This is a genomic window from Phreatobacter sp., assembly GCF_027532945.1.
Taxonomy (GTDB): domain Bacteria; phylum Pseudomonadota; class Alphaproteobacteria; order Rhizobiales; family Phreatobacteraceae; genus Phreatobacter.
In genome coordinates, this window is record NZ_JAPZTZ010000001.1 from 58726 (window position 1) to 83490 (window position 24765).

The window sequence follows — 24765 nt, forward strand, 5'->3', positions numbered from 1 at the left end:
CATGATTCTCGAATTCTGGCAGGGAGGGGGCGATCCGCTGCGGGGGCTCGCCGTCGTGGTCCGCGCGGCCGCGATCATCGCGGCGCTGGCAGCGGCGGGTGCGGCGCTGTTCCTTGTCTTTGTCAGCGAGCGCCTCACCCGCGAGGAGGCGCGCTCCGCACGCGGCTGGCTTTCTTTCTTCGCCGTGCTCGCGCTGCTGTGCCTCGCGCTGCTCTGGCCCTTCCGTGCCGCCGAACTCTCCGGCATCCGCGATGGCATGGTGCGCTGGCCCCTCTATCCCGAGATTGCCCGCTCCGCCTTCGGTGATGCCGCCTTCCTGACCGGCGCCGGCCTCGTTCTGCTCCTCTTCGCGCGTGTCCGCACCGCCTGGGGTGCGGGCCTTGCCACCGCCGGCGCCCTGCTCGTTGCCCTTGGCCTCACCATCGGGGGCCATGCGGCCGGCCATGCGCGCCGGCAGGAACTGGTGGCCCTCGGCACCCTTCACGTCTTCGCTGCTGCCTTCTGGTTCGGCAGCCTCCTGCCGCTGCGCGCTGTCGCCCTGCGACGCGATCCCGCCTCTGCGGCCGAAGACATCCTCGACTGGTCGCGGCAGGCGATGGCCTTCGCGGTGCTTGCCGTGGTGACCGGCGCCGCCATGGCCCTGATGCTGGCCGGGCCGCCGACGGCCCTCGTCCGCGGCGGTTATGGCCTCGCCACCCTCGCCAAGACCGCGCTCGTCGTCGCCATGGTCCTTGGCGCGCTCGCCTGCCGCTTCCGCCATGCCCGGCTGATGGAGCGCGGCGACGTGCTGGCAGGCGATACCTTTCGCCGCTCCTGCACGCGCCAGTTCCTCTTCGGGCTCGCGGTCCTCTACCTCACCGCCGAGCTCGCCTCGGCCGATCTGGCGCGCTGACCCGTGACCGCTGCCGATCCCTACCGCCCCAATGTCGGCATCGCCCTCTTCGACCGCCGGGGCCGCGTCTTCATCGCCCGCCGCATGGGCGATGATGGACCGGAAATCATCTTTCCGGGTCATGAATGGCAGATGCCGCAGGGCGGGGTGGAGCCTGGCGAGGACCTCGAGCCTGCCGCGCGCCGCGAACTCGCCGAGGAGACCGGCATCCGCTCCGTCGCCCTGCTCGGCCGCATGGCGGAGGCCGTCACCTATGACTGGCCGCCCTGTCACGGTCCGCCTCATCGCCTTGCGCGCTGGCGCGGCCAGCGGCAGGTCTGGTTCGCCTATCGTTTCACCGGCAGCGAGGCCGAGATCGATCTCGCCGCTTCGGCCGGAACCGAGCCGATCGAATTCGACGCCTGGCGCTGGGAGGCGCTCGCTTCGCTTCCCGATCTCGTCGTGCCCTACAAGCGCCCGCTCTATGCGGCTGTCGTCGAGGCCTTCGCGGCCTTCGCCATGCCTGCCGAGTGACGGGCTGGAACCCGGGTCGATGCGGCGCAATGATCATCATCTGGTCACGATGGCCGACGAAGGTCCGCCCTCCCCGATGCCCGCGCTTCCGGAATGCCTGACGACATGACCGCCGCCCCCGAGACCGACGCCGTCACCCGCGCCTTCGAAGCGCTCGAGGCCAACCGGCGCGCCCTGATGGTCATGTCGCTCGCCGAGCTCTTTGAGGAAGACCCCAGGCGCTTCCAGAAGTTCTCGCTGAAGCTTGGGCCCCTGCTGATGGACTGGTCGAAGACGCGGGTGACCGCCACGACCATGCGCCTGCTCGTCGATCTCGCCCGCGCGGCGCGGCTGGAAGAGAAGCGCGAGGCGATGTTCGCAGGCCAGCGCATCAACGCGACCGAGGATCGCGCCGTCCTGCATGTGGCGCTGCGCAACCTCTCGGGGACGCCCATCCTCACCGATGGCCGCGATGTCATGCCGGAAGTGGCGGCCGAGCGCGAGCGCTGCTTCGCCTTCGCCGAGGCGGTGCGCTCCGGCGCGCTGCGCGGGGCGACGGGCAAGCGGTTCAACACGATCGTCAATATCGGCATCGGCGGCTCCGATCTCGGTCCCGCCATGGCCGCCGAGGCGCTGAGGCCCTATGGCAAGCGCGGCCTCGCCGTGCGCTTCGTCTCCAATGTCGACGGCGCCCATATTGCCGACACGCTGAAGGGCCTCGATCCCGCCCGCACCCTCTTTGTCGTGGTGTCCAAGACCTTCACCACGGTCGAGACCATGACCAATGCCCAGACGGCGCGGAACTGGATCGCTCAAGGCTTGGGCGAGGAGGCGGTCGGCCGCCACTTCGCCGCCGTCTCGACCAATCTCGCTGCGGTCAACGCCTTCGGCATCGCCGAGGCCAGCATGTTTCGCTTCTGGGACTGGGTCGGCGGCCGCTACTCCGTCTGGTCGGCGGTGGGCCTGTCGCTGATGATCGCGGTTGGGCCCCGCCATTTCACGGCGTTCCTCGCCGGTGCCGAGCGGGTCGACCAGCATTTCCGCACCGCCCCGCTGAAGCGCAACATGCCGGTCATCATGGGCCTCCTCGGCCTGTGGCACCGCAACGTCTGGTCTTATGCCAGCCATGCCGTGCTGCCCTATGACCAGCGCCTCTCGCGGCTGCCCGCCCACCTCCAGCAGCTCGACATGGAAAGCCTCGGCAAGGGCGTGACGCTGGAGGGCAAGGCGGTGACCCGCCCGACCGGGCCGATCATCTGGGGCGAGCCGGGCACCAATGGCCAGCACGCCTTCTTCCAGCTGCTGCATCAGGGCACGGAGGTCGTGCCCTGCGACTTCCTCGTCGCCGCCTCGCCGCATGAGCGCGGGCGCAAGCATCATGACCTGCTGGTGGCCAACTGCCTGGCCCAGAGTCAGGCGCTGATGAAGGGTCGCTCCTTCGAGGAAGCGCGCGACCAGCTCATCGCCAAGGGGATGTCGAAGGCGGAGGCAGAGACGCTCGCCCCGCACCGGGTCTTCACCGGTAACCGGCCCTCGACGACCTTCCTCTATCGCAAGCTCGATCCGGCGACGCTCGGCATGATCGTGGCGCTCTACGAGCACAAGGTCTTCGTCATGGCCGCGGTCCTCGGCATCAATGCCTTCGACCAGTGGGGCGTTGAGCTCGGCAAGGAACTGGCGACGCGGCTTGAGCCGCTGGTGGCCGGAAAGACGATGGAGCTCGCCGGGCTCGATGGCTCGACGGCGGGTCTACTCGAGCACCTGAGGCGGATCAGGGTGTGAGGGGCGGACCGGCGTTATCGCATCCGCGCTTGCGGCCCGCCTGACCCTCACGAAGCCGGGCCGACCGTCACAGGCGTGTAGTCCTGGAACCAGTTGCGCACCTGGGTGAAGCCCCTCACCCGCGGCGACAGCCCGCGCGGATTGAGGTCATGCACCACGAAGAGCGCCGCCGCGTCGTCCACCAGCAGCGTGTGCAGCTGGCCCATGGCCGCGTTCTGGGCGGCGGGGTCGAAGGCCTCGCGCATCACCTTGATCTGCGCGTCCACGGCCGGGTTGTTGTACCAGCCCCAGTTGACGCCGCGGGGCGCGGTCAGCGTCGAATCGTAGATCACCCAGCCTGTCGTCGGATCGATGGAGGGGATGGCGATGTTGAGGGCGTGGAAGCCGCGCTGCTGCTCGGAACGGGTTCCGCCGCGCAGCATGTTGATGATGGTGGTGAAGTCGACCACCTCGAACTTCACGTCGATCCAGATCTCCTTGAGGTTCTCCTGCATCATCTCGTTCATCGGCAGCGGCACCATCTGCCCGCCGCCGCCAGACGCGATCACCGCCACCACCTCCAGCCGCTTTGTCGGTCCATAGCCGGCTTCCTGCATGAGCTTCTTCGCCGCGGCGACATCGTAGCGGATGTCGAAGCTCGGCTTGCCGAACCAGGGATCGGCGGGAAGCACCTTGCCCTTGGCCGGCAGCGCCGTGCCGGACAGGAGCTGCACCATGGCGTCGCGGTCGATGGCGAGATTGGCGGCGCGGCGCACGCGGACGTCGCCGAAGGGCGTGCCCGGATTGACGTTAAGCCGCCAGGCCCAGATATGCGGATAGGAGTTCTGCACCACCTGGAAGCCCGCGCCCTTCAGCGAGGGAATGGCATCCGGCGGCAGGGTCTCGGCGATGTCGATCGTGCCGGCGCGCAGTGCCGCAATACGGGCATTGCCGTCGGGGATAGGCAGCAGCACGGTGCGCATCGTCTTCGGCACGCGGGCCTTGTCCCAATAGGCCGTGTTGGCCTCGAGCTCGACGCGCTCGCGCGGCGTCACCGACACGACCTTGTAGGGGCCGGTGCCGGCCGGACGCTGGGTGAAGCGCTGCCAGTCGCCGCCGAGCTCAGCATGGCGGGCGGGGCTGACGAACCACAGGAAGGAGAGCTGGTAGGGCAGCATGCCGTCGACCACGTTGGTGGCAATGGCGATGGTCCTGGCGTCGATCTTCTCGTAGCTGGCGACCGAGGAGAGGCGGGAGCGCACGAGGCCGACGCGCGGCTGGTGGAACTGCGGCGCGTCGGACTTGAAGATGGAATCGAAGTTCCAGATGGCCGCGTCGGCATTGAAGGGCGTGCCGTCGTGGAAGGTCACGCCCTCGCGCAGCGTGATGATCCAGCGCTGCTTGTTGGCGGGGTCCACCTCCCACTTGGTGGCGAGGCCGGGCGTCAGGCCGGAGGGCTGGTCGGCCTTGGAGAGGTCCCAGTTCACCAGCGCGTCGAAGACCATGTAGCCGCCGAAGCGGATGCCCTCGAAGCCGCCCTCCGGACCGCCCCACATGCGCGGCACGTCGGAGAGCGAGATGCCGATCCGGAGCGGCGCTGCGGCCTGGGCGAAGGCGCCTGAGGGGAGTGCGAGGGCGCCGGCGGTCGCGGCTGCGCCCTTCAGCACGGTGCGGCGGGAGAAGGCACTGCGGGACGGGTTGCGCGCCATGACGGCCTCCGGACGTTGTCTGGAGGCATTGCATACAAGTCACGTGCCAGCCGCACGATGAAGCGAAGTAGCTGATTCAAATCATGATATTGAAAGGTCTAGCCAACGCGTGAGCGGCGCGAAATCCATCGCGCCGCCTGTCAATCAGGCAGGGATCGGTTCTGCCCGTCCGCTCATCAGCGGCCCAGCGGCTCGCCCACGCCGACGCGCTCGGTGATGAGCTTGTAATGCTCGATGCGGCGGTGGCGCTTGAAGTCGAAGATCGTCTCCTTGCCGAAGACGGTCTCGTCGAGGTCGCAGGGGTGGACCAGCACGCCATCATCCTCATGCGGCAGTTCGCCGACGATCTTGCCGTTGGGATCGACGATCAGCGTGCCGCCCATGAGGTGGTTGCCGTCTTCCGAGCCCGCCTTCGCCACCGCCACGACCCAGGTGGCGTTCTGGTAGGCGCCGGCCTGGCAGGAGAGGCGATGGTGGAACAGCCGGTCCTCGATACCCTCGGCGCCGCGCTGCGAATTGACCGACGGCGTGTTGAAGCCGAGCACAACTATCTCGACGCCCTGCAGGCCCATGACGCGGTAGGTCTCCGGCCAGCGGCGGTCGTTGCAGATCGCCATGCCGACGAGGCCGTCCAGGAAGCGCCAGACCGGGAAGCCGGTATCGCCCGGCTCGAAATAGCGCTTCTCCAGATGCTGATGCGTGCGCTCGGGGTCGAACTCCACATGGCCCGGCAGGTGGGTCTTGCGGTACTTGCCGACGATGGTGCCGGCCTTGTCGACGAGGATCGAGGTGTTGAAATGGTGGCCGTCGGGGGTGAGCTCGGCATAGCCGAAGCTCATCGCCATCCCCAGCGCCTTGGCCTTGTCGAAGAGGGCCTGCGTGTCCGGGCCCGGCATCGAAGCCTCGAACCAGTGGTCCATCTTCGCCCGGTCTTCTTCATAGAAGCGCGGGAAGAAGGTGGTCAGCGCCATCTCCGGATAAACGATGAAATTGGCGCCCTTCGTCTTGGCCTCTTCCATCAGCTTGATCATGCGCGCGATGACGCTGGCGCGGTTCTCCGCCTTCTGGATGGGGCCGAGCTGGGCGGCGGCGACGGTGACGATGCGGGCCATGGCGATGCTCCTGGGGCGAAGGCCTCAATGTCCCAGCCGGTGCTCGAGCCGGCTGACGAGCCGGACTACGGGCCAGAGGACGATGAGGTAGAGGACAGCGGCGAGGACGATGGGCGAGGTGTTGTAGGTGACGCTGCGCGCCATGTCGGCGGCGTAGAGAAGCTCGGTGAAGGAGACCACCGAGGCGATGGAGGTCAGCTTGATGACCTCGACCGTGTTGGAGACGAGGTCGGGCAGCACGTTGCGGCTCGCCTGCGGCAGGACCACGAAGCGGTAGGTCTGCAACCAGGTGAGTCCGGTGGACCGCGCCGCCTCCCATTGCCCGCGGCCGACGGATTCGACGCCGGCGCGGAAGATCTCGCCATAGAAGGACGAGGCGTTGAGGAAGAAGGCGATGCACACCGCCATGAACGGCGACATGCGGATGCCGGCAAAGGGCAGGCCCGAATAGATGACGATGAGCAGCACCAGCGGCGGCACGGCCCGGAAGAAATCGACATAGGCCTTGGTGGCCCAGCGCAGCGCCCGCCACTGGGAGATCGACCCCGTCGCGACGAGAAGCCCGCCGAAAAGGCCGAGCGGGATCACCGCCAGGCACAGCAGCACCGTCATCTGCGCGCCGCTCAGAATCAGCGGCCAGGCCTGCCGCATGATGTCTAAGTTGAGGAACTGGAAGAGGAAGATCTCCATCACGCCCTCTTCCAGGCGAAGCGCCGCTCGATCCACGAGCCGAGGGCGACCACCGGCACGAAGATGACGACATAGGCGACGGCGGCCATCATCAGCGGCGTGGCATTGCCCGACAGCGACATGGCGGAGGTGCCCTGGTTCATGATCTCGCCGACGCCGATCACCGTGCCGAGCGCGGTGTTCTTGGTCACCGCGATGGTGCGGTTGGTCAGCGGCGGCACGCAGATGCGGATGGCCTGCGGCAGGATCACCGAGGTCAGCGTCTGCCAGTGGTCGAGACCGGTCGAGCGGGCCGCGTCCCACTGGCCCTTGCGCACCGAGACGATGCCGGACCAGAAGATCTCCTCGGCGAAGGCCGCGAGGACGAGGGACAGGACCAGCCAGAGCACGGCGAAGCCGGGAATGTTGATGCCGAGATTGGGCAGGCCGAAATAGACGATGAGGATCACGACGAGGGGCGGCAGCGCCCGGAAGATGTCGACGAAGACGATGATCGGCAGGTTCAGGAGGCGGATGCGATAGCTGCGGATCACCGCCAGAAACAGTCCGAGCGCCAGGCCCGTGACGACGACGGCCACGGCGATCTGCAGCGTCACTGCGATGCCCGAGACGATGTCCGGCCAGTAGCGCTCGATCAGCTCCGGCTTCAGGAAGGCGTCCTGGAAGCGCTCGAGGCCGGTCACCGCGACAACTCCCCGACGAAGTCGCGGGTGCGCGGATTCTGCGGATTGCCGAAGATCTCCGCCGGAGAGCCCTGTTCGAGGATCTGCCCGTCCGCCATGAAGACGATCCGGTCGGCGGCGTCGCGGGCGAAGCGCATCTCGTGGCTGACGACCACCATGGTCATGCCGGCCTCTTTTAGGTCGCGCATGACGCCGAGCACCGCGCCGACGAGTTCCGGGTCGAGCGCCGAGGTCGGCTCGTCGAAGAGCATGATCTTCGGCTCCAGCGACAGGGCGCGCGCGATGGCGACGCGCTGCTGCTGGCCGCCGGAAAGTTCGGAGGGGTAATTGCCGGCCTTCTCCTTCAGCCCCACCCGGTCGAGGGCGGCGATGCCGATGGCCTCGGCCTCCTCGCGGCCCTTGCCGAGCACCTTGCGCAGCGCCAGCGTGACGTTCCCCAGCGCCGTCATGTGCGGGTAGAGATTGAAGGCCTGGAACACCATGCCGATGCGCCGCCGCATGGCGTTGATGTCGGTGCCCTTGGCCATCAGGTCGACGCCGTCGACGAAGACGTGCCCCGCCGTCGGTTCCTCCAGACGGTTGCAGCAGCGCAGCATGGTGGACTTGCCCGAGCCCGAGGGCCCGATGACGAAGACGAGCTCCTGCGCAGCGACGGAGAAGTCGATGCCGCGCAGGATTTCGGTGGTCCCAAAGCTCTTCCTCAGGCCCCGGACGTCAAGCAAGGCAGACATCAGCAGCGCGGCTCGCGCGGCGTCGCGTCATAGCCCCCCATGCCGGGCACGCCCGAACCCGGGAAGATGGTCACGGCGGCGGAATCCGGCCGCGGCGCGATGCCGAACCACTTCTCGTAGATCTTCGCCATGGTGCCGTCCTTCTTGATGCACTCGATGGCGTTCTCCAGCAGACCGCGCATGGCGGTATCGCCGTTGCGCGCCGGCGTCGCCCAGACGAGGCCGGTCTTGTGGAGGTAGTCCAGCTTGATCTGCGGGTTGTTGCGCACGGCGAAGGCGGCGACCGTCTCGGCGGTGATGTTGGCCACCGCGCGACCGGCGATGACGGCCTGCACGGCGTCCGTCTGGGTGCCGAAGGCCTCGACCTTCCAGCCGACCTGCGCCTCCATCGACTTCGCCCAGCTCTCATAGGCCGAGCCGCGGTTCACCGAGACGACCTTGTCGCGCAGGCTGGCGAGGTCGGTGATGGCTGCGTCGCCGCGGCGGGTCACGAGGCGAAAGTCGGTGTCGAGATAGCCCTCGGCGAAGAGCAGGCTCTCGGAGCGCTCGCGCGTCACCGTCACCGGCGCCATGATGAAATCGTAGGTCCCGGCATTCAGCGCCGGGATGATGCCGGAGAACTGCGTCGAGGTGATCTCGATGGGACGGCCAAGGCGCTTGGCGATTTCCTGGGCGAGATCGATGTTGAAGCCCTGAACGCCGCCCCCCTGGAGGTTCGGGAAGGCGTGGGGGGCGAAGGTGCCGTCGACCGCGGTCTTGAGCGGCGCCTGGGCCATGGCGGGCGCGGCGAGCATGGCCGCGAGGCCGGCTGCGGCGATGATGGTGCGGAACATGGTGGGACCCCTCTGTTGGGATGCCCGCTCTTGCGGCGGGAGAGGGTCATGCAATCACGGGTGGCCGGCCCTCTCAATATCAGCGTCGATCAATAATGGCGGCGGGCATATAATCAGCAATTATACATGCCACGCCATTGGGCAGCCAGGAGCGGAACAGACCATGCTGAACCTCCGCCAGCTCGAAATTTTCCGCGAGGTCATCCGCTGCCAGACGACAGTGGGTGCCGCGGAAGCCCTCGCCATCTCGCAGCCGGCGGTGTCCAACGCCATCCGTCAGATCGAGAGCCAGCTCGGCATCCCGCTCTTCGATCGTGTCGGCAACCGCCTCGTCCCGACCGACGAGGCGCGCGAGGTGATGCGCGGCTCCGAGCCCATTTTCTCGCTCTATCGCGCCTTCTCGGAGAAGCTGAAGGACCTGCGCGACACCAAGACCGGCAGCCTGCGCGTCCTCTCCACACCGGCGCTCGCCAATGCGCTTGTGCCGCGGGCGCTGAAATCCTTTCTCGCGGCCCGGCCGGACATGCGGGTGTTCTTCGACGTCAGGCGTACGCCCGGCGTGGTGGAGGGCGTCGAGTCAGGCTTCGTCGACCTCGGCTTCTCGCTCTCGCCGCAGCCCCGCGCCGGCATCGAGGCGACACCCATCTGCACCGGCCAGATGGTCTGCGTCTGTCCGCCGGATCACCCCCTCGCCAGCCGCTCCGAGATTTCCGCGGCCGACCTTGCCGCCCATCCGCTCGTCGGCTTCGAACCGGGCACGCCGCTCGGCGTCGCGCTCTCGCGCGGATTCTGGACGCAGGCGCTGCAGGAGCGCGTCATGGTCGAGACCCGCTACAGCGGCACGGCCTGCCTCCTCGCCGAGAGCGGCGTCGGCGTTGCCGTGGTCGACAGCTTTGCCGTGGTCGGCGGCCGCTACGACCTCGTTTTCCGCCCGCTCACCCCGCGTGTGCCGATCGAGGCCTTTGCGCTCACCGCCCGCGGCCGCCCGCAGAAGCGGCTCGTGCGCGCCTTCCTCGATGAGCTGCGTCGAAGCGCCGTGCGTTTCGCCGACCCCTTCCGCGACCCGGAGTGACGGGCATGGCATGGCCGACGGCATGGAAGCTCTGCGGCGCCCGCCTTTGACCGGCGCTGGCCTTTCGTGTCATCGCCTCTGACCGAAACGCCCTTCTCGAAGAGGACCAACGGCCATGAAGGCGAACGGCACCGATCTCACCACCGCCAGCGGCGTCTACGTGATCGCGGCGACGCCCTTCCACGACGACGGCCGCATCGACGAGACATCGACGGATTCGATGGTCGATTTCTACCGCGCCTGCGGCTGCGATGGCATGACCATCCTCGGCGTCATGGGCGAGGCGCCGAAGCTCGCCGCCGAGGAGTCGGTGGCGATCTCCAAGCAGATCATCAAGCGCGCCGGCCCCTCGATGCCGGTCATCGTCGGCGTCTCGGCCCCCGGTTTTGCCGCCATGCGCTCGCTCGCCCGCACGGTGATGGACGCGGGCGCCGCCGGCGTCATGATCGCCCCGCCCAACACCCTGCGCACCGACGACCAGATCGTCACCTATTACAAGCAGGCTGTGGACGCGATCGGCGACGACATCCCCTTCTGCATCCAGGACTTCCCGCTGACCTTCTCGGTGGTGATGAGCCCCAGGGTCATCCGCTCCATCATCCAGGAGCTGCCCTCCTGCGTGATGCTGAAGCACGAGGACTGGCCGGGCCTTGAGAAGATCTCGACCCTGCGCGGCTTCGAGGCCGATGGCTCGATGCGCCATGTCTCGATCCTCTGCGGCAATGGCGGCCTCTTCCTCGATTTCGAGTGCGAGCGCGGCGCCGACGGCGCCATGACCGGCTATGCTTTCCCCGACATGCTGGTGGACGTCGTCCGCCTGCAGAAGGCCGGCAAGCGCGACGCCGCCCATGACCTCTTCGACGCCCACCTGCCGATGATCCGCTACGAGCAGCAGCCGGGCGCCGGCCTCGCCGTGCGCAAGTATCTGCTGAAGAAGCGCGGCGTCATCGCCTCCGAGGCGCAGCGCAAGCCGGGCGCGCCGCTCTCGGCCAAGGCCCGCGCCGAGGTGGACTACCTGTTCGACCGCCTCGCCAAGCTCGACTCCCGCGCCAAGGCGGCGTGAGCCTGCGGGCTAACTGAACTTTTCTATCGAAGGGCCGCCGGGACACCGGCGGCCTTTTGCTTTGAGCCAATGCTGCACGGGGGACGTGCGTCCTTCGAGGCTCGCTTCGCTCGCACCTCAGGATGAGGTGGGTTGAGACGTGCATGGAGGGCATTCACCGGTCGCTGACGCGCTACTTTGGCTGACCTCTGGATTGCCAGACACCACCTCCCTCATCCTGAGGTGCGAGCACTCGGCGATGCGCAGCATCGTCCGAAAGCGAGCCTCGAAGGACGCACTTCGGTCCTGCAGCGCGCCTCGTCTTGCCGATGTCGCCCCGCGGCTGCGACAATGCCGGCATCATGGCCGATCCGATCCCCGTCACGCCCTTCCTCGACCTCAACCCGGATGACGTGAGCTACAGCTTCGTCCGCGCTTCCGGCCCCGGTGGCCAGAACGTCAACAAGGTCTCGACCGCCTGCGAGCTGCGCTTCAACCTCGCCGGCTCAGGTCTGCCGCCCGACATCAAGGCGCGGCTCGTACCGCTGGCCGGGTCGAAACTCACCAAGGATGGTGTCATCGTCATCCAGGCTGACCGCTTCCGCTCGCAGGACATGAACCGCGAGGATGCCCTGGCTCGCCTCGTCGAGATGGTGGCCAAGGCGGCGGTGAGGCCGAAGCGCCGGATCGCCACGAAGCCGACGCGGGCCTCGAAGGAGCGGCGGCTGGAGGGCAAGCAGAAGCGCTCGGGCGTGAAGAAGATGCGGCAGGGCAAGCCGGGGATGGACTGAGCCCGAGGGCCGGCCCGGCAAGCCATCGGGCGCAGACCTCTCACACCAGTCCCGCGGCCCTCGCGATCCGCACCTGCCCCGCGAAGGCCGCATCGGCCGGCGCCGTCTCATGGGCGATCCCCAGCGCTGCCAGCGCTGCCGCATAGCGGGCCGCCAGAGCTTCGCCGCCGACGATCACCACCGGCCCGTCCACATCCGGCGCGAAATGGCGGGCCTCGGTGATCTCGGTGCCGATGAGCAGGCCCGACAGCCGCTCGGCCGTCTCGTTCGCCGGAAAATCGCCGAGCAGGCTCCCCGCCCGCTGGCGGAACAGCTTGCCGAGGAGGCCTGCGCCCCCCTCCGCCGCTCCGAGGATCACGCCGGCGCGAAAAGCATCCGGCGCCTCGGCGCGATCCGTCGTGGTGAGCTTCAGGACCGTGTGGTCGCGCAGCGCCGCGAAGGCGTCCCCGGTCATGGCCGTGCGGAAGCCGGTGATGCGGCCCGCTTCCACCTGCACCCATTTCGAATGGGTGCCCGGCATCACGGCGAGCCGGGTGCCCGAAAGGGCGAGCCCGGCGATCTGCGTCTCTTCGCCACGCATCACATCGGGCGCGCCATCGGCATGGCGGAACGACAGACCGGTGACCAGCGCGATCCGCCGCCCGCCGTCGGTCGTGAAGCGCCGCAGCGCACCGGCGAGTTCGGCGGCCCCGGCCGGGCAGGGCAGGTAGGCCGTCTCCACCCAGCCGCTGCGGCTCGTCACCATGCCCGAGGCGATGACGGGCAGGGCGCGGGCCGTGTCCCAACCGCCGATGGCGCGCTCCAGCACGGCCTCGAAGCCACCATCGGTGACCGACAGCAGCCCGTCGCTGCTCGCCGTCCGGTCGAGGATCGCGCCCTCGCCGTCCATCAGCACGGCGCGAAAGGAGGTCGTGCCCCAATCGACGCCGATCAGCCGCGGTTCCACCATGTCATGCCTCCGGAAAACGCCCGTCCTGCGATACGGCAACCGCTCACAAGACCTGTCCCCTTGCCAGCGCGCCCGCGCTCGCTTTAATCGCGCCCCGCACGATCACCAAGTCACCCGTCCTCCAGCGCGGATCATCGCTCATGTCCCATGACCTCGCCGTTGCCCGCGCCGCGACCCTCCGCCCCATCGCCGAGGTCGCCGCGACGGCGGGAATCCCGGCTGATGCGCTGGAGCCCTATGGCAAGCATATCGCCAAGCTCGATGCCGGCTACCTCGCCGGGCTGAAGGGCCGCCCGGACGGCAAGCTCGTCCTCGTCACCGCCATCAACCCGACGCCGGCCGGCGAGGGCAAGACCACCACCACGATCGGCCTCGGCGACGGCCTCAACCGCATTGGCAAACGGGCGGTCATTGCCCTGCGCGAGCCCTCGCTCGGCCCGGTCTTCGGCACCAAGGGTGGCGCCACCGGTGGCGGCAAGGCGCAGGTCCTGCCGATGGAGGCGATCAACCTCCACTTCACCGGCGATTTCCACGCCATCACCTCGGCGCACAACCTGCTCGCCGCCCTGGTCGACAACCACGTCTATTGGGGCAATGCGCTGGGCATCGACACCCGCCGTATCGTCTGGCGCCGCGTGCTCGACATGAACGACCGGGCGCTGCGGGCCATCGTCAACGGCCTCGGCGGCGCCGGCAATGGCTATTCCCGCGAGGACGGCTTCGACATCACCGTCGCTTCCGAGGTCATGGCTTGTTTCTGCCTCGCCGATGACCTCGCCGACCTCGAGGCGCGGCTCTCGCGCGTCGTCGTCGCCTATACCCGCGAGAAGAAGCCGGTCACCGCCGGCCAGCTCAACGCCGCCGGCGCCATGACGGCGCTGCTCAAGGACGCCATCAAGCCGAACCTCGTCCAGACCATCGAGGGCTCGCCCGCCCTCATCCATGGCGGCCCCTTCGCCAATATCGCCCATGGCTGCAACTCGGTCATTGCCACGCGCACCGCGCTGAAGCTCGGCGACTATGTGGTCACCGAGGCTGGCTTCGGCGCCGATCTCGGCGCCGAGACGTTCTTCGACATCAAGTGCCGCAAGGCTGGCCTGAAGCCTGACGCGGCGGTGGTCGTCGCAACCGTCCGCGCCCTCAAGATGAACGGCGGGGTGGCCAAGGCCGACCTGTCACGCGAGAACCTCGCAGCGCTCCGCGCCGGCATCGTCAATCTCGGCCGCCATGTCGAGAATGTCCGCGCCTTCGGCGTGCCGGTGGTCGTCGCCATCAACCACTTCACCACCGACACCGCGGCCGAGCACCAGCTCATCGCCGACATCTGCCGCGACGAGTTCGGCGTCGAGGCGGTGCAGTGCCGCCATTGGGCGGACGGCGCAGCGGGGGCCGAGGAACTGGCGCAGAAGGTGGTTGCGCTCTGCGAGGCTGGCACGGCGCATTTCCAGCCGCTCTATCCGGACAATCTCTCGCTGGAGGGCAAGATCCTTTCGGTCGCGACCCGCATCTACCGCGCCGACGACATCGCCGTCGCGCCGAAGGCCGCCGCCGACCTCAAGGCCTTTGAGGCGGCGGGCTACGGCCACCTGCCGGTCTGCATGGCCAAGACGCAGGTATCGTTCTCCGCCGATCCGAGCCTCCTTGGCGCGCCGACCGGCCATACCGTGCCGGTGCGCGAGGTCAGGCTCTCCGCCGGCGCCGGCTTCGTGGTGGCGATCTGCGGAGACATCATGACCATGCCGGGCCTGCCCAAGCTGCCGGCGGCCGAGGCGATCCATGTCAGCGGGGAAGGGCTGATCGAGGGGCTGTTCTGAGGGGCGTCGACCTGGGCCGGGTGGCCTGCACGACCCAAGTGCGTCCTTCGAGGCTCGCCGCAGCATCGAAGGACGCACTTGAGATCTGCTGTGCCTTCTTCAGTCAGCTGTCGGATGCCAGACCGGCGCGAAGCCCTCGGATAGCACGGCGACGATACTCGGCGGCGTGAGGACATCGATCGGTCCCGAAGGCAGGGGGCTCACTGGCCCATAACCACCGAACGACCAGAACAAAGCCCTGCCGCCCCTCACCGCGAAACCCTGACCCCGGACCGCAACCATCGTCCCATCAGGCAACGCCGCCGCCTCGGCGCGCCACGTCCGCTTCGTCCGCCCGTCCAGCCGCTCCTGATGCAGCACCACATCCATCTCCGGTGCCTTCGGCGGCACGCACAGCCCCTTTGCCCGCGCCCAGGCGGCGGCGAAGCGCGTGGCATCGGCCCGCCGACACTCGAAGCACGGCCGGTGCCCGGCGGCGAGCGCCGTCACCTCGTCGAGGAAGAAGAGTTCGGTGTAGCCGCGCCCCATCAGCGGCGTGCGGCGGCGACCCTTGAAGGCCAGCACGCAGCAGATCCACTGCCGCGATGCCCAAGGACGCGGCCCGATGGTGCGATCGTCACGGTGGAAGCGGCCGCCGCGATTGCCGAGGAAGAGCCCGCGTTCAGGCACCGCCGCGATCGCTCCGAAAGGATCGACGCGGTTCGGCAGCGGCATGGGCTCAGTAGCGCGCGTCGGCCGACGGCCCGCGCTGCGCGCCGAAAAGGCTCTCGAAGAAGTTCGGCGGCGGGGGCGGGGCCTGCTGCACCTGCGGCGCGACCTCCACCGGCGGCGGCGCCTGCCGCTGCACCGGCCGGACGATGGCCTGCGGCGGCGCGCCGGGCGCGTCCCAGCCATAGATGTCGTCGCGGAACTGCACGGTGCCGTCCGGCGCCGACCAGCCGGTGAGATAGACACAGGCGACGGGCACGGCCTGCGTCAGCCTGACGTCGCGCCGCTGCGTCTGCGTCATCCCCTCGACCACCTGCTCCTTGGTGAAGCCTTGGGGGCCCAGCAGCCAGGTGACGAAATCCGACACGTCCGCGACGCGCACGCAGCCCGACGAAAGCGTCCGGCTGTCGGACTGGAACAGCCCGCGCGACGGCGTGTCATGCATGAACACGGCCTCCGTGTTCGGCATGTCGATGCGCACGCGTCCCAGCGAATTGCCGGGGCCGGCATCCTGCCGCAGCGTGTAGTTCACCGCGCGCTCGGTCGACCAGTCGATGGCCGCCGGGTTCACCTCGTTGCCCGAGCGGTCAAGGATGCGCACCCGCATGCTGGCGAGCGTCGCCGGGTTCCGGCGCATGCGCGGGATGATGTCGCGCTTGATGATCGAGGTCGGGATCGTCCAGGTCGGGTTGAAGTTCACCACCGTGAGCCGCGTCTCGACCATGGGCGAGGCATGGGCCTGCTTGCCGACGATGACCACGTGGCGGCGCTTGACCACGTCGCCCTCGATGGCCTCCGCCGCGGCAGCGGGGATATTGACGATGACGTAGCGCGGGCCAAAGGCGAAACGGCTTTCGCCGAGCCGCTCAAGCGACTTCTCCAGCGAGCGGATGCGCGCCTCGACGGGGATGTTGAGCTGGCGGATGGTCGCCGCTGCCACAATGCCCGACGGCAGGAGTCCGACGCGGCGCTGGAAGCGCTGCACGGCGGCGAAGGTGGTGTCGTCGAAGAGATCGCCGCTGGCGAACTGGGCCGGAAGGTCCCCCTCGGCGGCGAGGCGCTGCTTCAGCCGCAGGACCTCTGCGCCGCGCTGGCCCTTGGTGAGACGCGCGGTCGGGGGCAGGGTGCCCCAGCCGCCGCGGCGGGCGATCTGCTGGTACTGGGCGAGCGCCGAACGGGTGACGGCGACGGTCTGCGGCCCGTAGGTCGGCTGCGGATCGGTCGAGAGGGCGGTGACGCGCGGCGGCGGTGGGGGCCGCGGCGGGCGCGGCCGCGCGGGAGGCGCCGCGGTCGCCGGCTGCGTGCCATCGGCAGGCGCCTGCGCTGTCGGGGCGGCCGGAGGCGGTGCGGCGGGAGCAGCAGCCGGAACCGCGGGCGCTTCAGTGGCCGCCGGAGGCGTCTGCGCCTCGGCCAGCGACGGCGCGAACGCCGTCATGGCACTGAAGAGCGCGGCGCGGGCCAGCCGGAGGGCGTTCAGGTGAATCATGCAATCGGTTCGTCAAGGCAGTGGATAAGCGCCGTCCATAGCCGAATTGTGGCGCCCTGTCCCATAATCTGACCGAAGGGCACCCCGTCTCAGCGCGCCCGGGCAATGGCCGCCTTGAGGCTCTCGGGAAGCGGGATCGGCCGGCGGCTCGCCGCATCCACATAGACATGGACGAAGTGGCCGTGGGCGAGCGTGGTGTCACCGCCTTGTCTGAAGATCCCGATCTCGTAGCGCTGGCTCGACGAACCGCTCTCGGCAAAGGCGATGCCGGCCTCCAGCGGCTCAGGGTAGCTCGCCGGCGCGAAGAACGAGCAGCGGGTATCGACAACGAGCCCCATCCACGCACCCGTGACCGGCACCAGGCCCGCCTCGCCGATCAGGAAGGCGTTCACCACCGTGTCGAAATAGGCGTAGTAGACGACGTTGTTGACGTGGCCGTACTGGTCGTTGTCCGACCATCGGGTCTGGATGTCTGAGAACCAGGTGAAATCGCTGCGCGGGAGGGGCGTCGGGCGGGTGCTCATCACAGGGGGCTCCGTCAGCGGAGGGCGTCGGCGTCGAGGGGGCGGATGTCCGGGGCGAGCCATGCGAGCCGCGCCTCGGGCGTCAGCAGGCGCTCCTTCGTCCAGAAGGTGAAGATGCCATCCTTGGCGCCGAAGGGTCCCTCGACATAGGCATTGGCCCGCGCCGCGAGCCCGGTGCCGGAGAAGCGCGCGAGGAAGCGCGCCGCCGACCAGACGAAATACATCGTCACCGTCTCGTGGTAGCCGCGCATCTCGTCGTTCACCCGGCCGACCGCTTCGTTGTAGGCGCGGATGCCATCGCGCAGCAGGTCCTTCGCTGCCTCTTCGCCATGGGTCGCGACATGCCACAGGCCGGTGGCGAGATGCGCCTGATGCGACCAGGCGGCGAAGGGCAGGGTGCGGGCGCGGAAGGCCTCGACGATGGCGATCACGGCGGCGTCGTCCGCCAGCGGCGCGAAGTGTTTCGGCGGCGTGTCCATGGCCATGGGCAGGGCCCCTTCGCGGCTCAGCGGCCGCCGGAAAAGACGAAGATCCGTGCCATCGCGAAATTGGCGACGAAGGCGAGACCGATGGGTACGATAGCCGCGAGCGACAGGGGGAGGTAGCGCACGGCGAAGAGGAAGCTCAGCACTTCGATGGTGAGCCCCACCGTGCCCGAGGCGACGAAGCGCCCGTAGGTCGGCCAGCTCAGACGGCGGCCGCTCTCGGCGGCGAAGGTGAAGAGCGTGTTGAAGAGGTAGGAGTTCGACACGGCCACCATCCAGCCCAGCGCCTTGGCGGCGCCGAGCGCGACGTCGTTGGTCGAAAGCGCCAGCGGAGCCAGCGCCAGCAGCGTCACACCGACGGTGATCGCATAGTTGACGACGCCATTGACCGCGCCGATGAGCCCGAAGGACAGCATCTTGCGGCCTTCGCTGGCCAGCCGGGCTGCCAGGGGCGGGGGAATCTGTTGTCCGTCATTCATCTCAGCGCCGTCGTCTACACGCTTTTGGGTCATCAAACAGCCGGTGCCGGTTGACCATGATGGCGACTGAGACTTCACGGGGCCGTGAACTGCGGTATCATGGGCCTCTTATCCAGGAGCGGCTCTCCGCCGTCGACCTTCATGAACAGTGACCGGCGCGTCATCGCCTTCCCCGGTAGCGAGCCCCCGCCCTTTGGCCTGACCATCGTCGTGCCGGCCTATAATGAGGCGGAGGCCCTGCCGCATACCCATGCCAAGCTCTGCGCTTTCGGCCGCAAGCTGAAGGAGGAACGCGGCCTCGCGGTCGAGATCCTCTATGTCGATGACGGTTCGCGCGACGGCACGCTGGCGGTGGCCCGCAGCCTCAAGGCCGAGGGCGTCGACGTTCAGGTTGTCGGCTTCTCCCGCAATTTCGGCAAGGAGGCGGCCCTTCTCGCCGGCCTCGACAATGCCCGCTATGGCGCCGTCATCTTCATGGATGCCGATGGCCAGCATCCGACCTCCGTCGCCGAGACCCTGGTCTCCCGCTGGCTCGACGACGGCTACGACGTCATCTTCACCTACAAGGCCCATCGTCGCGATGAGCCGCGGCTGCGGACCCTCTTCGTCAACGCCTTCTATTCCCTGGTGAATGCCGGCGTGCGCCACAAGATCCCGGCTGATGCCGGTGATTTCCGCCTGCTCTCGCCCCGCGCCGCGGCGGCGCTGCGCCGCCTGCCCGAGCGCGGCCGCTTCTTCAAGGGCCTGTCGAGCTGGGTCGGCTTCCGCCAGATCGGCATTCCCTACGAGCCGGACCCGCGCGAGCAGGGCGAGGCCAAATGGAGCTTCTGGGGTCTCATGGCCTTCTCTATCGAGGGCCTGACCTCCTTCTCGATCGTTCCGCTGCGCCTCGCCAGCCTTCTCGGTGCAGGCCTCGCCGCCTGCGCCTTCCTCTATGGCCTCTACATCGTGGCGGAGACCGTGTTCCTCGGCCGCGCCGTTCCGGGCTACCCTTCCGTCTTCGTGGCGGTGACCTTCATCGGTGGCGTCCAGCTTCTGATGATCGGCGTCCTCGGTGAGTACATCGGCAAGATCCTCTCCGAGCTGAAGGGACGGCCGGTCTATCTCGTCGCCGAGCAGAGCCTCATCCGTGCGGCCGAGCAGTCCGCTGGCCAGGCGGATGCCGGCGCGCCGCTGGCACCCGGCGAATGACGCGCCTTCTCGCGGCATGAAGCGCCTGATCCTCTGCGCCGACGATTACGCGCTGGCGCCGGGCGTCTCTCGCGCCATCCGCGACCTCGCCGCTGCGGGCCGGCTCAACGCCACCTCGGTGATGACGCCGGGTCCGGACCTGTCCGAGGAGGCCGCCCGTCTGCTCGCCGTCGCCCCGCCGGGCTTCCAGATCGGCCTGCATGTGACGCTCACCGGCGGGCTGACGCCTCTCACCGCGCCGTCGATCGCCTTCGCCGAGGGCATCGGCTCGCTGCTGGTGCGGTCCCATCTTCGCCGGCTGGACCGGCCGGCCATCGCCGTCGAGATCGCGGCGCAGATGGCGGCGTTCCTCGCCGCCTTCGGCCGGCCCCCCGATTTCGTCGATGGGCACCAGCACGCCCATCTCCTGCCGGGCATCCGTGACCTCGTCGTCTCGGCCGTCGAGCGCCACGCGCCGTCCGCATGGATCCGCCAATGCTCCGGGCCGCGTGGGGCCGGCGAGGGGATCAAGGGCCGCATCATTGCCGGCCTGTCGCGGGGGCTGAAGCGGCTCGCCGCGCGCCACGGCATCCCGACCAACCCCGCCTTTTCTGGCGCCTACGATTTTGCCAGCGGCGATTTCGCCGCGATCTTCCCGCGCTTCCTCACGGGCTTGCCGGACGGCGCCGTCGTCATGGTCCATCCCGGCGTGGTCGACGCGGCGTTGAAACAGGTCGATCCGGTCCACGCCCCCCGCGAACGCGAGCGGGACTATCTCGCCGGCGATGATTTCCCGCAGGCGCTTGCCGCCGCCGGCTTCCATCTCGCCTGAGCCTCCGCACAGTCCCGTGAGGCCCTGCCGGGGTGCTTTCGCCTTCGCCACGGATCGGCCATAACTCCTGCCGACAAGGCGGACCATGGCACGCTTCTTCTTCAATCGCAGGGGACAGGACCCGGAGACCGCGGACGTTTCGCGCCGTCTCACCGCGCTTGTCCGCGAGGTCTTGCAACTCGGCGAGGACGATGGCGTCACGGTGAGCGAGATCGCCTGCTCCCATCCCGAATGCGGTGATGCCGAAACCGTCGTGCTGATCATGCGGCTCGGCCGCAAGACCGAGGCGGTGAAGGTCCTCAAGGCCATGCGGCTCGTCACCGAGGACGATCTGCGCCGGGCGCTCGCCGATGCGCCGTCGGACATTCTCTCGTGACATGACCGCGGCCGTGACCGTTCGCTCCCGTTCCTCCCTTTCCGGTGCGCCCGCACCCGTCTGACACCACCTCCGGGGTTCCCTCATGCTTCCCATCGCCCTCGCAGCAGGTCTCGCCGGCGTCGCGACCGTCGGCGCCAGGCTCGCCGGCCTGATCGACCTGCCGGTCTATGTCTTCGCCCTGACGCTTGCCGCGGCGGTCGTCGCCTTCCTGGCGCGCGGGACCAGCACGCTCATCCGCGCCATCATCGGCTTCCTCGTCGTCTGGCACCTCACCGCCCTTGGCATCCTGCTGCTCAACGAGGCGGGCCGCATTCCCGAGGCGCTCGGCCCCTACCTGCCGACGCGCGCCAGCATCCTGCTCTCGGTGATCTTCGGCATCGCCGTCTATGCGCTCAGTTTCGTCGGCACGATCCAGCAGATCACCCGCCTCGCCGACCCCTTCTTCGAGGCCCGCGACATTGGCGAGGTGAGGCTGCCCTTCGGCCTCTCGTTCCGCTTGCAGGAGCGTTTCATCGCCCACGGCCTGCTCTACATTCTCCTGGTGATCAACATCGCCCAGGTGCTGGCGACCGTCCTGCTCAACCAGTGGAACAACCGCTTCTACACGGCGCTGCAGCAGCGGGCCGAGGCGACCTTCTGGATCGAGCTCCAGTATTTCACCATCGTCGCCTTCCTGTGGGTGATCCTCGCCGTCTACGAGCTCTATCTCACCCAGTTCACCCAGATGCGCTGGCGCACCTGGATGACCAACCGCATGACCGGCCACTGGCTCGACCGCGGTGGCCATTACCGGATGCGCCTCACCGGCTCGCAGGCCGACAACCCCGACCAGCGCATCGCCGAGGACATCCGCCTGTTCACCGAGAACACGCTGGGCCTGATGATCCGCTTCTTCTCGGCGATCCTGTCGCTCTATGCCTTCGTGCTGATCCTCTGGGGCCTGTCGGCGAGCTTCAAGTACAACGTGCTCGGCATCGACCTGGAATCGATCCCCGGCTACCTCGTCTATGCGGCGCTCTTCGTCGCCATCTTCGGCACGGTCTGTGCCCATTTCATCGGACGCAAGCTGATCGGGATCAACTTCCTGCGTCAGCGCTATGAGGCCGATTTCCGCTACAGCCTGGTGCGGGTTCGTGAGAACGACGAGCAGATCGCCCTGCTCAAGGGCGAGCCGGCGGAGGCGCAAGGCCTCAACCGCCGCTTCGCCAATGTGGTCGCCAACTGGTTCGACTATATGAAGTACACCAAGCGGCTCACCTGGTTCACGAGCTTCGTCAACCAGGCCTCGATCATCTTCCCCTTCGTGCTGCTGGCGCCCGCCTATTTCTCCGGCGCCGTCCAGCTTGGCTCACTGACCCAGACGGCCGGCGCCTTCGGGCGGGTGGAATCGGCCCTGTTGATCTTCACCAACCTCTACGCCTCGCTCGCCGACTACAAATCGGTGATCGACCGCCTCACCGGCTTCGTTCGCTCGGCCGATACGGCCCGCGAGACGCCGCCGGCCGCCATCGCCGGGGCGAAGGATGGCGAGGCCCTGCGGCTGTCGAACCTCACCGTCACCCTTCCCGACGGCAAGGCGCTGGTCTCAGCCCCCGACATCACGGTCGGCCCCGGCGAGCGCGTGCTCGTCACCGGCCCGTCCGGTTCGGGCAAGTCCACTCTGTTCCGCGCCATTGCCGGCATCTGGCCGCACGGCTCGGGTGCGGTCAGCGGCCCGGCCGGCGCCGATATCATGCTGCTGCCTCAGCGGCCCTATTTCCCCGTCGCGACGCTGCGTGACGCGGTGACCTACCCGGCCGAGCGCGGCGCCTATTCGGATGCCGAGATCGTCGCGGCGCTCGAGGCCATGAACCTGCCCGGCCTCGTCTCCCGTCTCGACGAGGAGGCCGCCTGGCACCAGATCCTCTCCGGCGGCGAGCAGCAGCGCCTGGCGCTGGCCCGCGCCCTCCTGTGCAAGCCCGACTGGCTCTTCCTCGACGAGGCGACGGCGGCTATCGACGAGGTCGGCGAGGCGGCGCTCTACAAGGCCATCGTCGAGGCCTTGCCGAAGGCGACCATCGTCTCCATCGGCCATCGCTCGACGCTGGTGAACTTCCATGACCGCCGCGTCCATCTCACCAAGGACGATAACGGCCTGCACGTTGCCGCCGACGCGCCGCTCATGCCGCTGGCGAAGGCCTGACGCGATACAGGCATCCGGTCCGATTTTTGGACCGGATCGCTTGCGGGATTGTGCTAGCATCGGGCCATGGCGATGCATGGTCAGTTCTGCGCGGTGGCGCGAGCCCAGGATCTCCTTGGCGGACGATGGTCTCTTCTCGTCGTCCGCGAGCTGCTGTGCGGCGCGCGCCGGTTCAACGACATCCGGCGCGGAATTCCCCGTATATCCCGCACCATGCTGTCGGAACGCCTACAGACCCTGGCGGCCGAGGGCGTCGTGCATCGCAGCGAAGGACCTCATGGCCCCGAATATGATCTCACGGAAGCCGGGCGCGAGCTGAACGAGGTGGTGAAGGCCCTGGGTGTCTGGGGCCAGAGGTGGCTGCCACGCCATGCCGATCGCGAGGAGATCGACCTCGACCCGCTGCTCCTCGACATGCAGCGCCGGGCTCGCCCCGACAGGCTGCCCGCCCAGCCCTTCGTCATCCGCTTCGACCTCAAGCATTGCCCAGTGCGCTTCCTGCTCCTGAAAGACAGTGACATTGCTCTCTGCGCGCACAATCCCGGCTTCCCGGAGCCTCTTTGCCTCGGCGGGCCGGTTTCGGCCCTTGCCGGCTGGTGGCGCGGCGACAGCACTTTCGCCGAGGCGCGGCGCCGCGGGCTTACTCTCACCGGGACAAAGACGCTCGTCGTGGATTTTCCCACGTGGTTCGAGCGCTATCTCTTCGCCGACGTGGCCGCGGCCACGTCCTGACTGGGTCCGGATTTCGGACCGGACGCGACGGACCGGGCGAGGCATCAAACGGCGACACTCTCACCAGTCGAACCCGTCGCCATGTCCAGCACAACGCTTCTGGCCGTCCCGGCCTTGGCCTTCGTCACCTCCATCAGCCCTGGCCCGAGCAACGTCATGCTGCTCGCCTCGGGTGTGAACTTCGGCTTCAGGCGCACGATTCCGCAGATCCTCGGCATCACAATCGGCTTCAGCACGCTGCTGGTCGCGGCGGGGCTGGGGCTTGGAGCCGTACTTCGAGCGGTTCCGCCACTGGAACTCGCCCTGAAAGTCGTAGGTGGCGCCTACCTGCTCTATCTCGCGTGGCGGATCGCCTCGGCCCGGTCCATGGGGCCGGAGGCTGCCGGTGGTACCCGGCCGCTGACCTTCCTCGAATCGGCGGCCTTCCAGTGGATCAATCCGAAGGCCTGGGTTGTCGCCCTGACCGTCATGGCGGTGCATGCCGACCCGGTCGCGCCCATGGCATCGGCTATGCTCGTGGCCGCCGTTTTCGCTCTCGTGAACCTGCCGTCGATCTCCGTCTGGGCAGCCTTCGGAACCGCAATGCGCGGCTTCCTTGCCGATCCGGCGCGTCTTAAATGGTTCAATATCGGGATGGGACTTCTGCTGGCAGCGTCGCTCTGGCCGATGCTGCGGACCTAGATCCAATCCGCCGTTAAAAGGCCGGCGCGAAGCTCACCGTGCCGCGGACGCCGGAGAAGGTCATGCCGCCCCGGCCGTTTGGCCGCCAGCGGTTGGCGCCCTGGATCGCCCAGAAGATGGCGCGCTCCTGCCGGTCCACCTCGCCGCCGCAGCGCCGCTCGACGAAGTTCAGCGGTCCGAAGCGGATGTCGCTCGGTCCGGTGCGGCGGTAGTCGGCATTGACCGGGTTGCAGCCGCCGAAACCGGCCATGCGGAAACCCGGCGTGAAGGTGAAGGCGGGGCGGTCGGTGGCGACCGGACGGCGGCCGTTGACGGACGTCACCGCAAGACGGACCCCGGCCGGGAAGCTGTTGTAGAGCAGGATATCGGCCCGCGAGAGACGCTGCGGACGCGGCTCCTCACGGCGGCGCTGGGCTTCGGCGGAACTGGTCGCGACGAGGAGGGCTGCGACAGCCAGCGCGGCGGTATGGGAGGCGAGGGCGCGGATCATGCCCCGGGTTTAGGGCAGGAACGCCAGCCGCTTCAACCCTTCACAC

26 protein-coding genes are annotated in these 24765 nt (G+C 68.3%); 13 read left to right on the top strand and 13 right to left on the bottom strand.

Features of this window, described 5'->3' with window-relative positions; translation table 11 throughout:
* Position 1 precedes the first annotated feature (1 nt).
* The 3 genes from O9344_RS00285 (at position 2) to pgi (ending at position 3166) form a co-directional block, all read left to right on the top strand.
* Complete coding sequence (locus O9344_RS00285) at positions 2 to 892, top strand: CopD family protein (protein WP_298471386.1); 891 nt, start codon at positions 2 to 4, stop codon at positions 890 to 892.
* Positions 893 to 895: 3 nt separating this feature from the next.
* Positions 896 to 1405 (top strand): RNA pyrophosphohydrolase, encoded by a 510-nt coding sequence (locus O9344_RS00290; protein WP_298471389.1) that lies wholly within the window; start codon positions 896 to 898, stop codon positions 1403 to 1405.
* Between the two features lie 105 nt (positions 1406 to 1510).
* Positions 1511 to 3166, top strand: coding sequence for a glucose-6-phosphate isomerase (gene pgi, locus O9344_RS00295; protein WP_298471391.1), 1656 nt, complete (start codon positions 1511 to 1513; stop codon positions 3164 to 3166).
* A 47-nt stretch (positions 3167 to 3213) separates the two neighbouring features.
* On the opposite strand, the gene O9344_RS00300 is transcribed toward pgi, so the two are convergent.
* The 6 genes from O9344_RS00300 to O9344_RS00325 form a co-directional block, all read right to left on the bottom strand.
* A complete protein-coding gene (locus O9344_RS00300) occupies positions 3214 to 4854 on the bottom strand; it encodes an ABC transporter substrate-binding protein (RefSeq protein WP_298471393.1) in 1641 nt (546 codons plus the stop codon).
* A gap of 176 nt (positions 4855 to 5030) precedes the next feature.
* Complete coding sequence (locus tag O9344_RS00305) at positions 5031 to 5966, bottom strand: N-carbamoyl-D-amino-acid hydrolase (RefSeq protein WP_298471396.1); 936 nt, start codon at positions 5964 to 5966, stop codon at positions 5031 to 5033.
* 24 nt (positions 5967 to 5990) lie between these two features.
* A complete protein-coding gene (locus O9344_RS00310; protein WP_298471399.1) occupies positions 5991 to 6656 on the bottom strand; it encodes an amino acid ABC transporter permease in 666 nt (221 codons plus the stop codon).
* Positions 6656 to 7339, bottom strand: coding sequence for an amino acid ABC transporter permease (locus O9344_RS00315; RefSeq protein WP_298471401.1), 684 nt, complete (start codon positions 7337 to 7339; stop codon positions 6656 to 6658). The genes O9344_RS00310 and O9344_RS00315 overlap by 1 nt, the downstream gene beginning before the upstream one ends.
* Complete coding sequence (locus O9344_RS00320) at positions 7336 to 8070, bottom strand: amino acid ABC transporter ATP-binding protein (protein ID WP_298471403.1); 735 nt, start codon at positions 8068 to 8070, stop codon at positions 7336 to 7338. The genes O9344_RS00315 and O9344_RS00320 overlap by 4 nt, the downstream gene beginning before the upstream one ends.
* Positions 8070 to 8903 (bottom strand): transporter substrate-binding domain-containing protein, encoded by an 834-nt coding sequence (locus O9344_RS00325; RefSeq protein ID WP_298471406.1) that lies wholly within the window; start codon positions 8901 to 8903, stop codon positions 8070 to 8072. The genes O9344_RS00320 and O9344_RS00325 overlap by 1 nt, the downstream gene beginning before the upstream one ends.
* Before the next feature lie 163 nt (positions 8904 to 9066).
* Here O9344_RS00325 and O9344_RS00330 point away from each other — a divergent pair, with 163 nt between their 5' ends.
* The 3 genes from O9344_RS00330 (at position 9067) to arfB (ending at position 11808) form a co-directional block, all read left to right on the top strand.
* A complete protein-coding gene (locus O9344_RS00330) occupies positions 9067 to 9975 on the top strand; it encodes a LysR family transcriptional regulator (RefSeq protein ID WP_298471409.1) in 909 nt (302 codons plus the stop codon).
* A 115-nt stretch (positions 9976 to 10090) separates the two neighbouring features.
* The gene (locus tag O9344_RS00335) at positions 10091 to 11038 is read left to right on the top strand and encodes a dihydrodipicolinate synthase family protein (RefSeq protein WP_298471412.1); all 948 of its coding nucleotides are present in this window, start codon (positions 10091 to 10093) and stop codon (positions 11036 to 11038) included.
* A 308-nt stretch (positions 11039 to 11346) separates the two neighbouring features.
* Entirely contained in the window at positions 11347 to 11808 is a 462-nt protein-coding gene (gene arfB / locus O9344_RS00340; protein ID WP_298471653.1) for an alternative ribosome rescue aminoacyl-tRNA hydrolase ArfB, read from the top strand.
* Positions 11809 to 11848: 40 nt separating this feature from the next.
* On the opposite strand, the gene O9344_RS00345 is transcribed toward arfB, so the two are convergent.
* On the bottom strand, positions 11849 to 12757 hold the full coding sequence (locus tag O9344_RS00345) for a 2-dehydro-3-deoxygalactonokinase (protein WP_298471415.1): 909 nt from the start codon (positions 12755 to 12757) through the stop codon (positions 11849 to 11851).
* A gap of 140 nt (positions 12758 to 12897) precedes the next feature.
* On the opposite strand from O9344_RS00345, the gene O9344_RS00350 reads away from it, so the two are divergent.
* Positions 12898 to 14571 (top strand): formate--tetrahydrofolate ligase, encoded by a 1674-nt coding sequence (locus O9344_RS00350; RefSeq protein WP_298471417.1) that lies wholly within the window; start codon positions 12898 to 12900, stop codon positions 14569 to 14571.
* Positions 14572 to 14670: 99 nt separating this feature from the next.
* Here O9344_RS00350 and O9344_RS00355 read toward each other — a convergent pair whose 3' ends face one another.
* From O9344_RS00355 to O9344_RS00375, 5 genes are all read right to left on the bottom strand, one after another.
* The gene (locus O9344_RS00355) at positions 14671 to 15285 is read right to left on the bottom strand and encodes a hypothetical protein (protein WP_298471419.1); all 615 of its coding nucleotides are present in this window, start codon (positions 15283 to 15285) and stop codon (positions 14671 to 14673) included.
* A gap of 4 nt (positions 15286 to 15289) precedes the next feature.
* Positions 15290 to 16765 carry a L,D-transpeptidase family protein gene (locus O9344_RS00360; RefSeq protein WP_298471421.1) on the bottom strand — a complete coding sequence of 492 codons (1476 nt, stop codon included), beginning with the start codon at positions 16763 to 16765 and terminating at the stop codon, positions 15290 to 15292.
* A gap of 89 nt (positions 16766 to 16854) precedes the next feature.
* Positions 16855 to 17289: a thioesterase family protein gene (locus O9344_RS00365; RefSeq protein WP_298471423.1), complete on the bottom strand. Its 435-nt coding sequence runs from the start codon at positions 17287 to 17289 to the stop codon at positions 16855 to 16857.
* Between the two features lie 14 nt (positions 17290 to 17303).
* Positions 17304 to 17774: a hypothetical protein gene (locus O9344_RS00370; protein WP_298471425.1), complete on the bottom strand. Its 471-nt coding sequence runs from the start codon at positions 17772 to 17774 to the stop codon at positions 17304 to 17306.
* Positions 17775 to 17794: 20 nt separating this feature from the next.
* A complete protein-coding gene (locus O9344_RS00375) occupies positions 17795 to 18253 on the bottom strand; it encodes a GtrA family protein (RefSeq protein WP_298471427.1) in 459 nt (152 codons plus the stop codon).
* 141 nt (positions 18254 to 18394) lie between these two features.
* Here O9344_RS00375 and O9344_RS00380 point away from each other — a divergent pair, with 141 nt between their 5' ends.
* The 6 genes from O9344_RS00380 to O9344_RS00405 all read left to right on the top strand — a co-directional run bounded on the left by O9344_RS00380 (position 18395) and on the right by O9344_RS00405 (position 24229).
* Entirely contained in the window at positions 18395 to 19444 is a 1050-nt protein-coding gene (locus O9344_RS00380; RefSeq protein ID WP_298471429.1) for a glycosyltransferase family 2 protein, read from the top strand.
* A gap of 16 nt (positions 19445 to 19460) precedes the next feature.
* Positions 19461 to 20255 (top strand): ChbG/HpnK family deacetylase, encoded by a 795-nt coding sequence (locus tag O9344_RS00385; protein WP_298471431.1) that lies wholly within the window; start codon positions 19461 to 19463, stop codon positions 20253 to 20255.
* 85 nt (positions 20256 to 20340) lie between these two features.
* Positions 20341 to 20631: a hypothetical protein gene (locus tag O9344_RS00390; protein WP_298471434.1), complete on the top strand. Its 291-nt coding sequence runs from the start codon at positions 20341 to 20343 to the stop codon at positions 20629 to 20631.
* Between the two features lie 85 nt (positions 20632 to 20716).
* Positions 20717 to 22816, top strand: a complete 2100-nt coding sequence (locus O9344_RS00395) for an ABC transporter ATP-binding protein/permease (protein WP_298471437.1) — start codon at positions 20717 to 20719, stop codon at positions 22814 to 22816.
* A 66-nt stretch (positions 22817 to 22882) separates the two neighbouring features.
* On the top strand, positions 22883 to 23548 hold the full coding sequence (locus O9344_RS00400) for a helix-turn-helix domain-containing protein (RefSeq protein ID WP_298471440.1): 666 nt from the start codon (positions 22883 to 22885) through the stop codon (positions 23546 to 23548).
* 81 nt (positions 23549 to 23629) lie between these two features.
* Positions 23630 to 24229 (top strand): LysE family translocator, encoded by a 600-nt coding sequence (locus tag O9344_RS00405; protein WP_298471443.1) that lies wholly within the window; start codon positions 23630 to 23632, stop codon positions 24227 to 24229.
* 13 nt (positions 24230 to 24242) lie between these two features.
* On the opposite strand, the gene O9344_RS00410 is transcribed toward O9344_RS00405, so the two are convergent.
* The gene (locus O9344_RS00410; RefSeq protein ID WP_298471446.1) at positions 24243 to 24719 is read right to left on the bottom strand and encodes an META domain-containing protein; all 477 of its coding nucleotides are present in this window, start codon (positions 24717 to 24719) and stop codon (positions 24243 to 24245) included.
* Positions 24720 to 24765 lie beyond the last annotated feature (46 nt).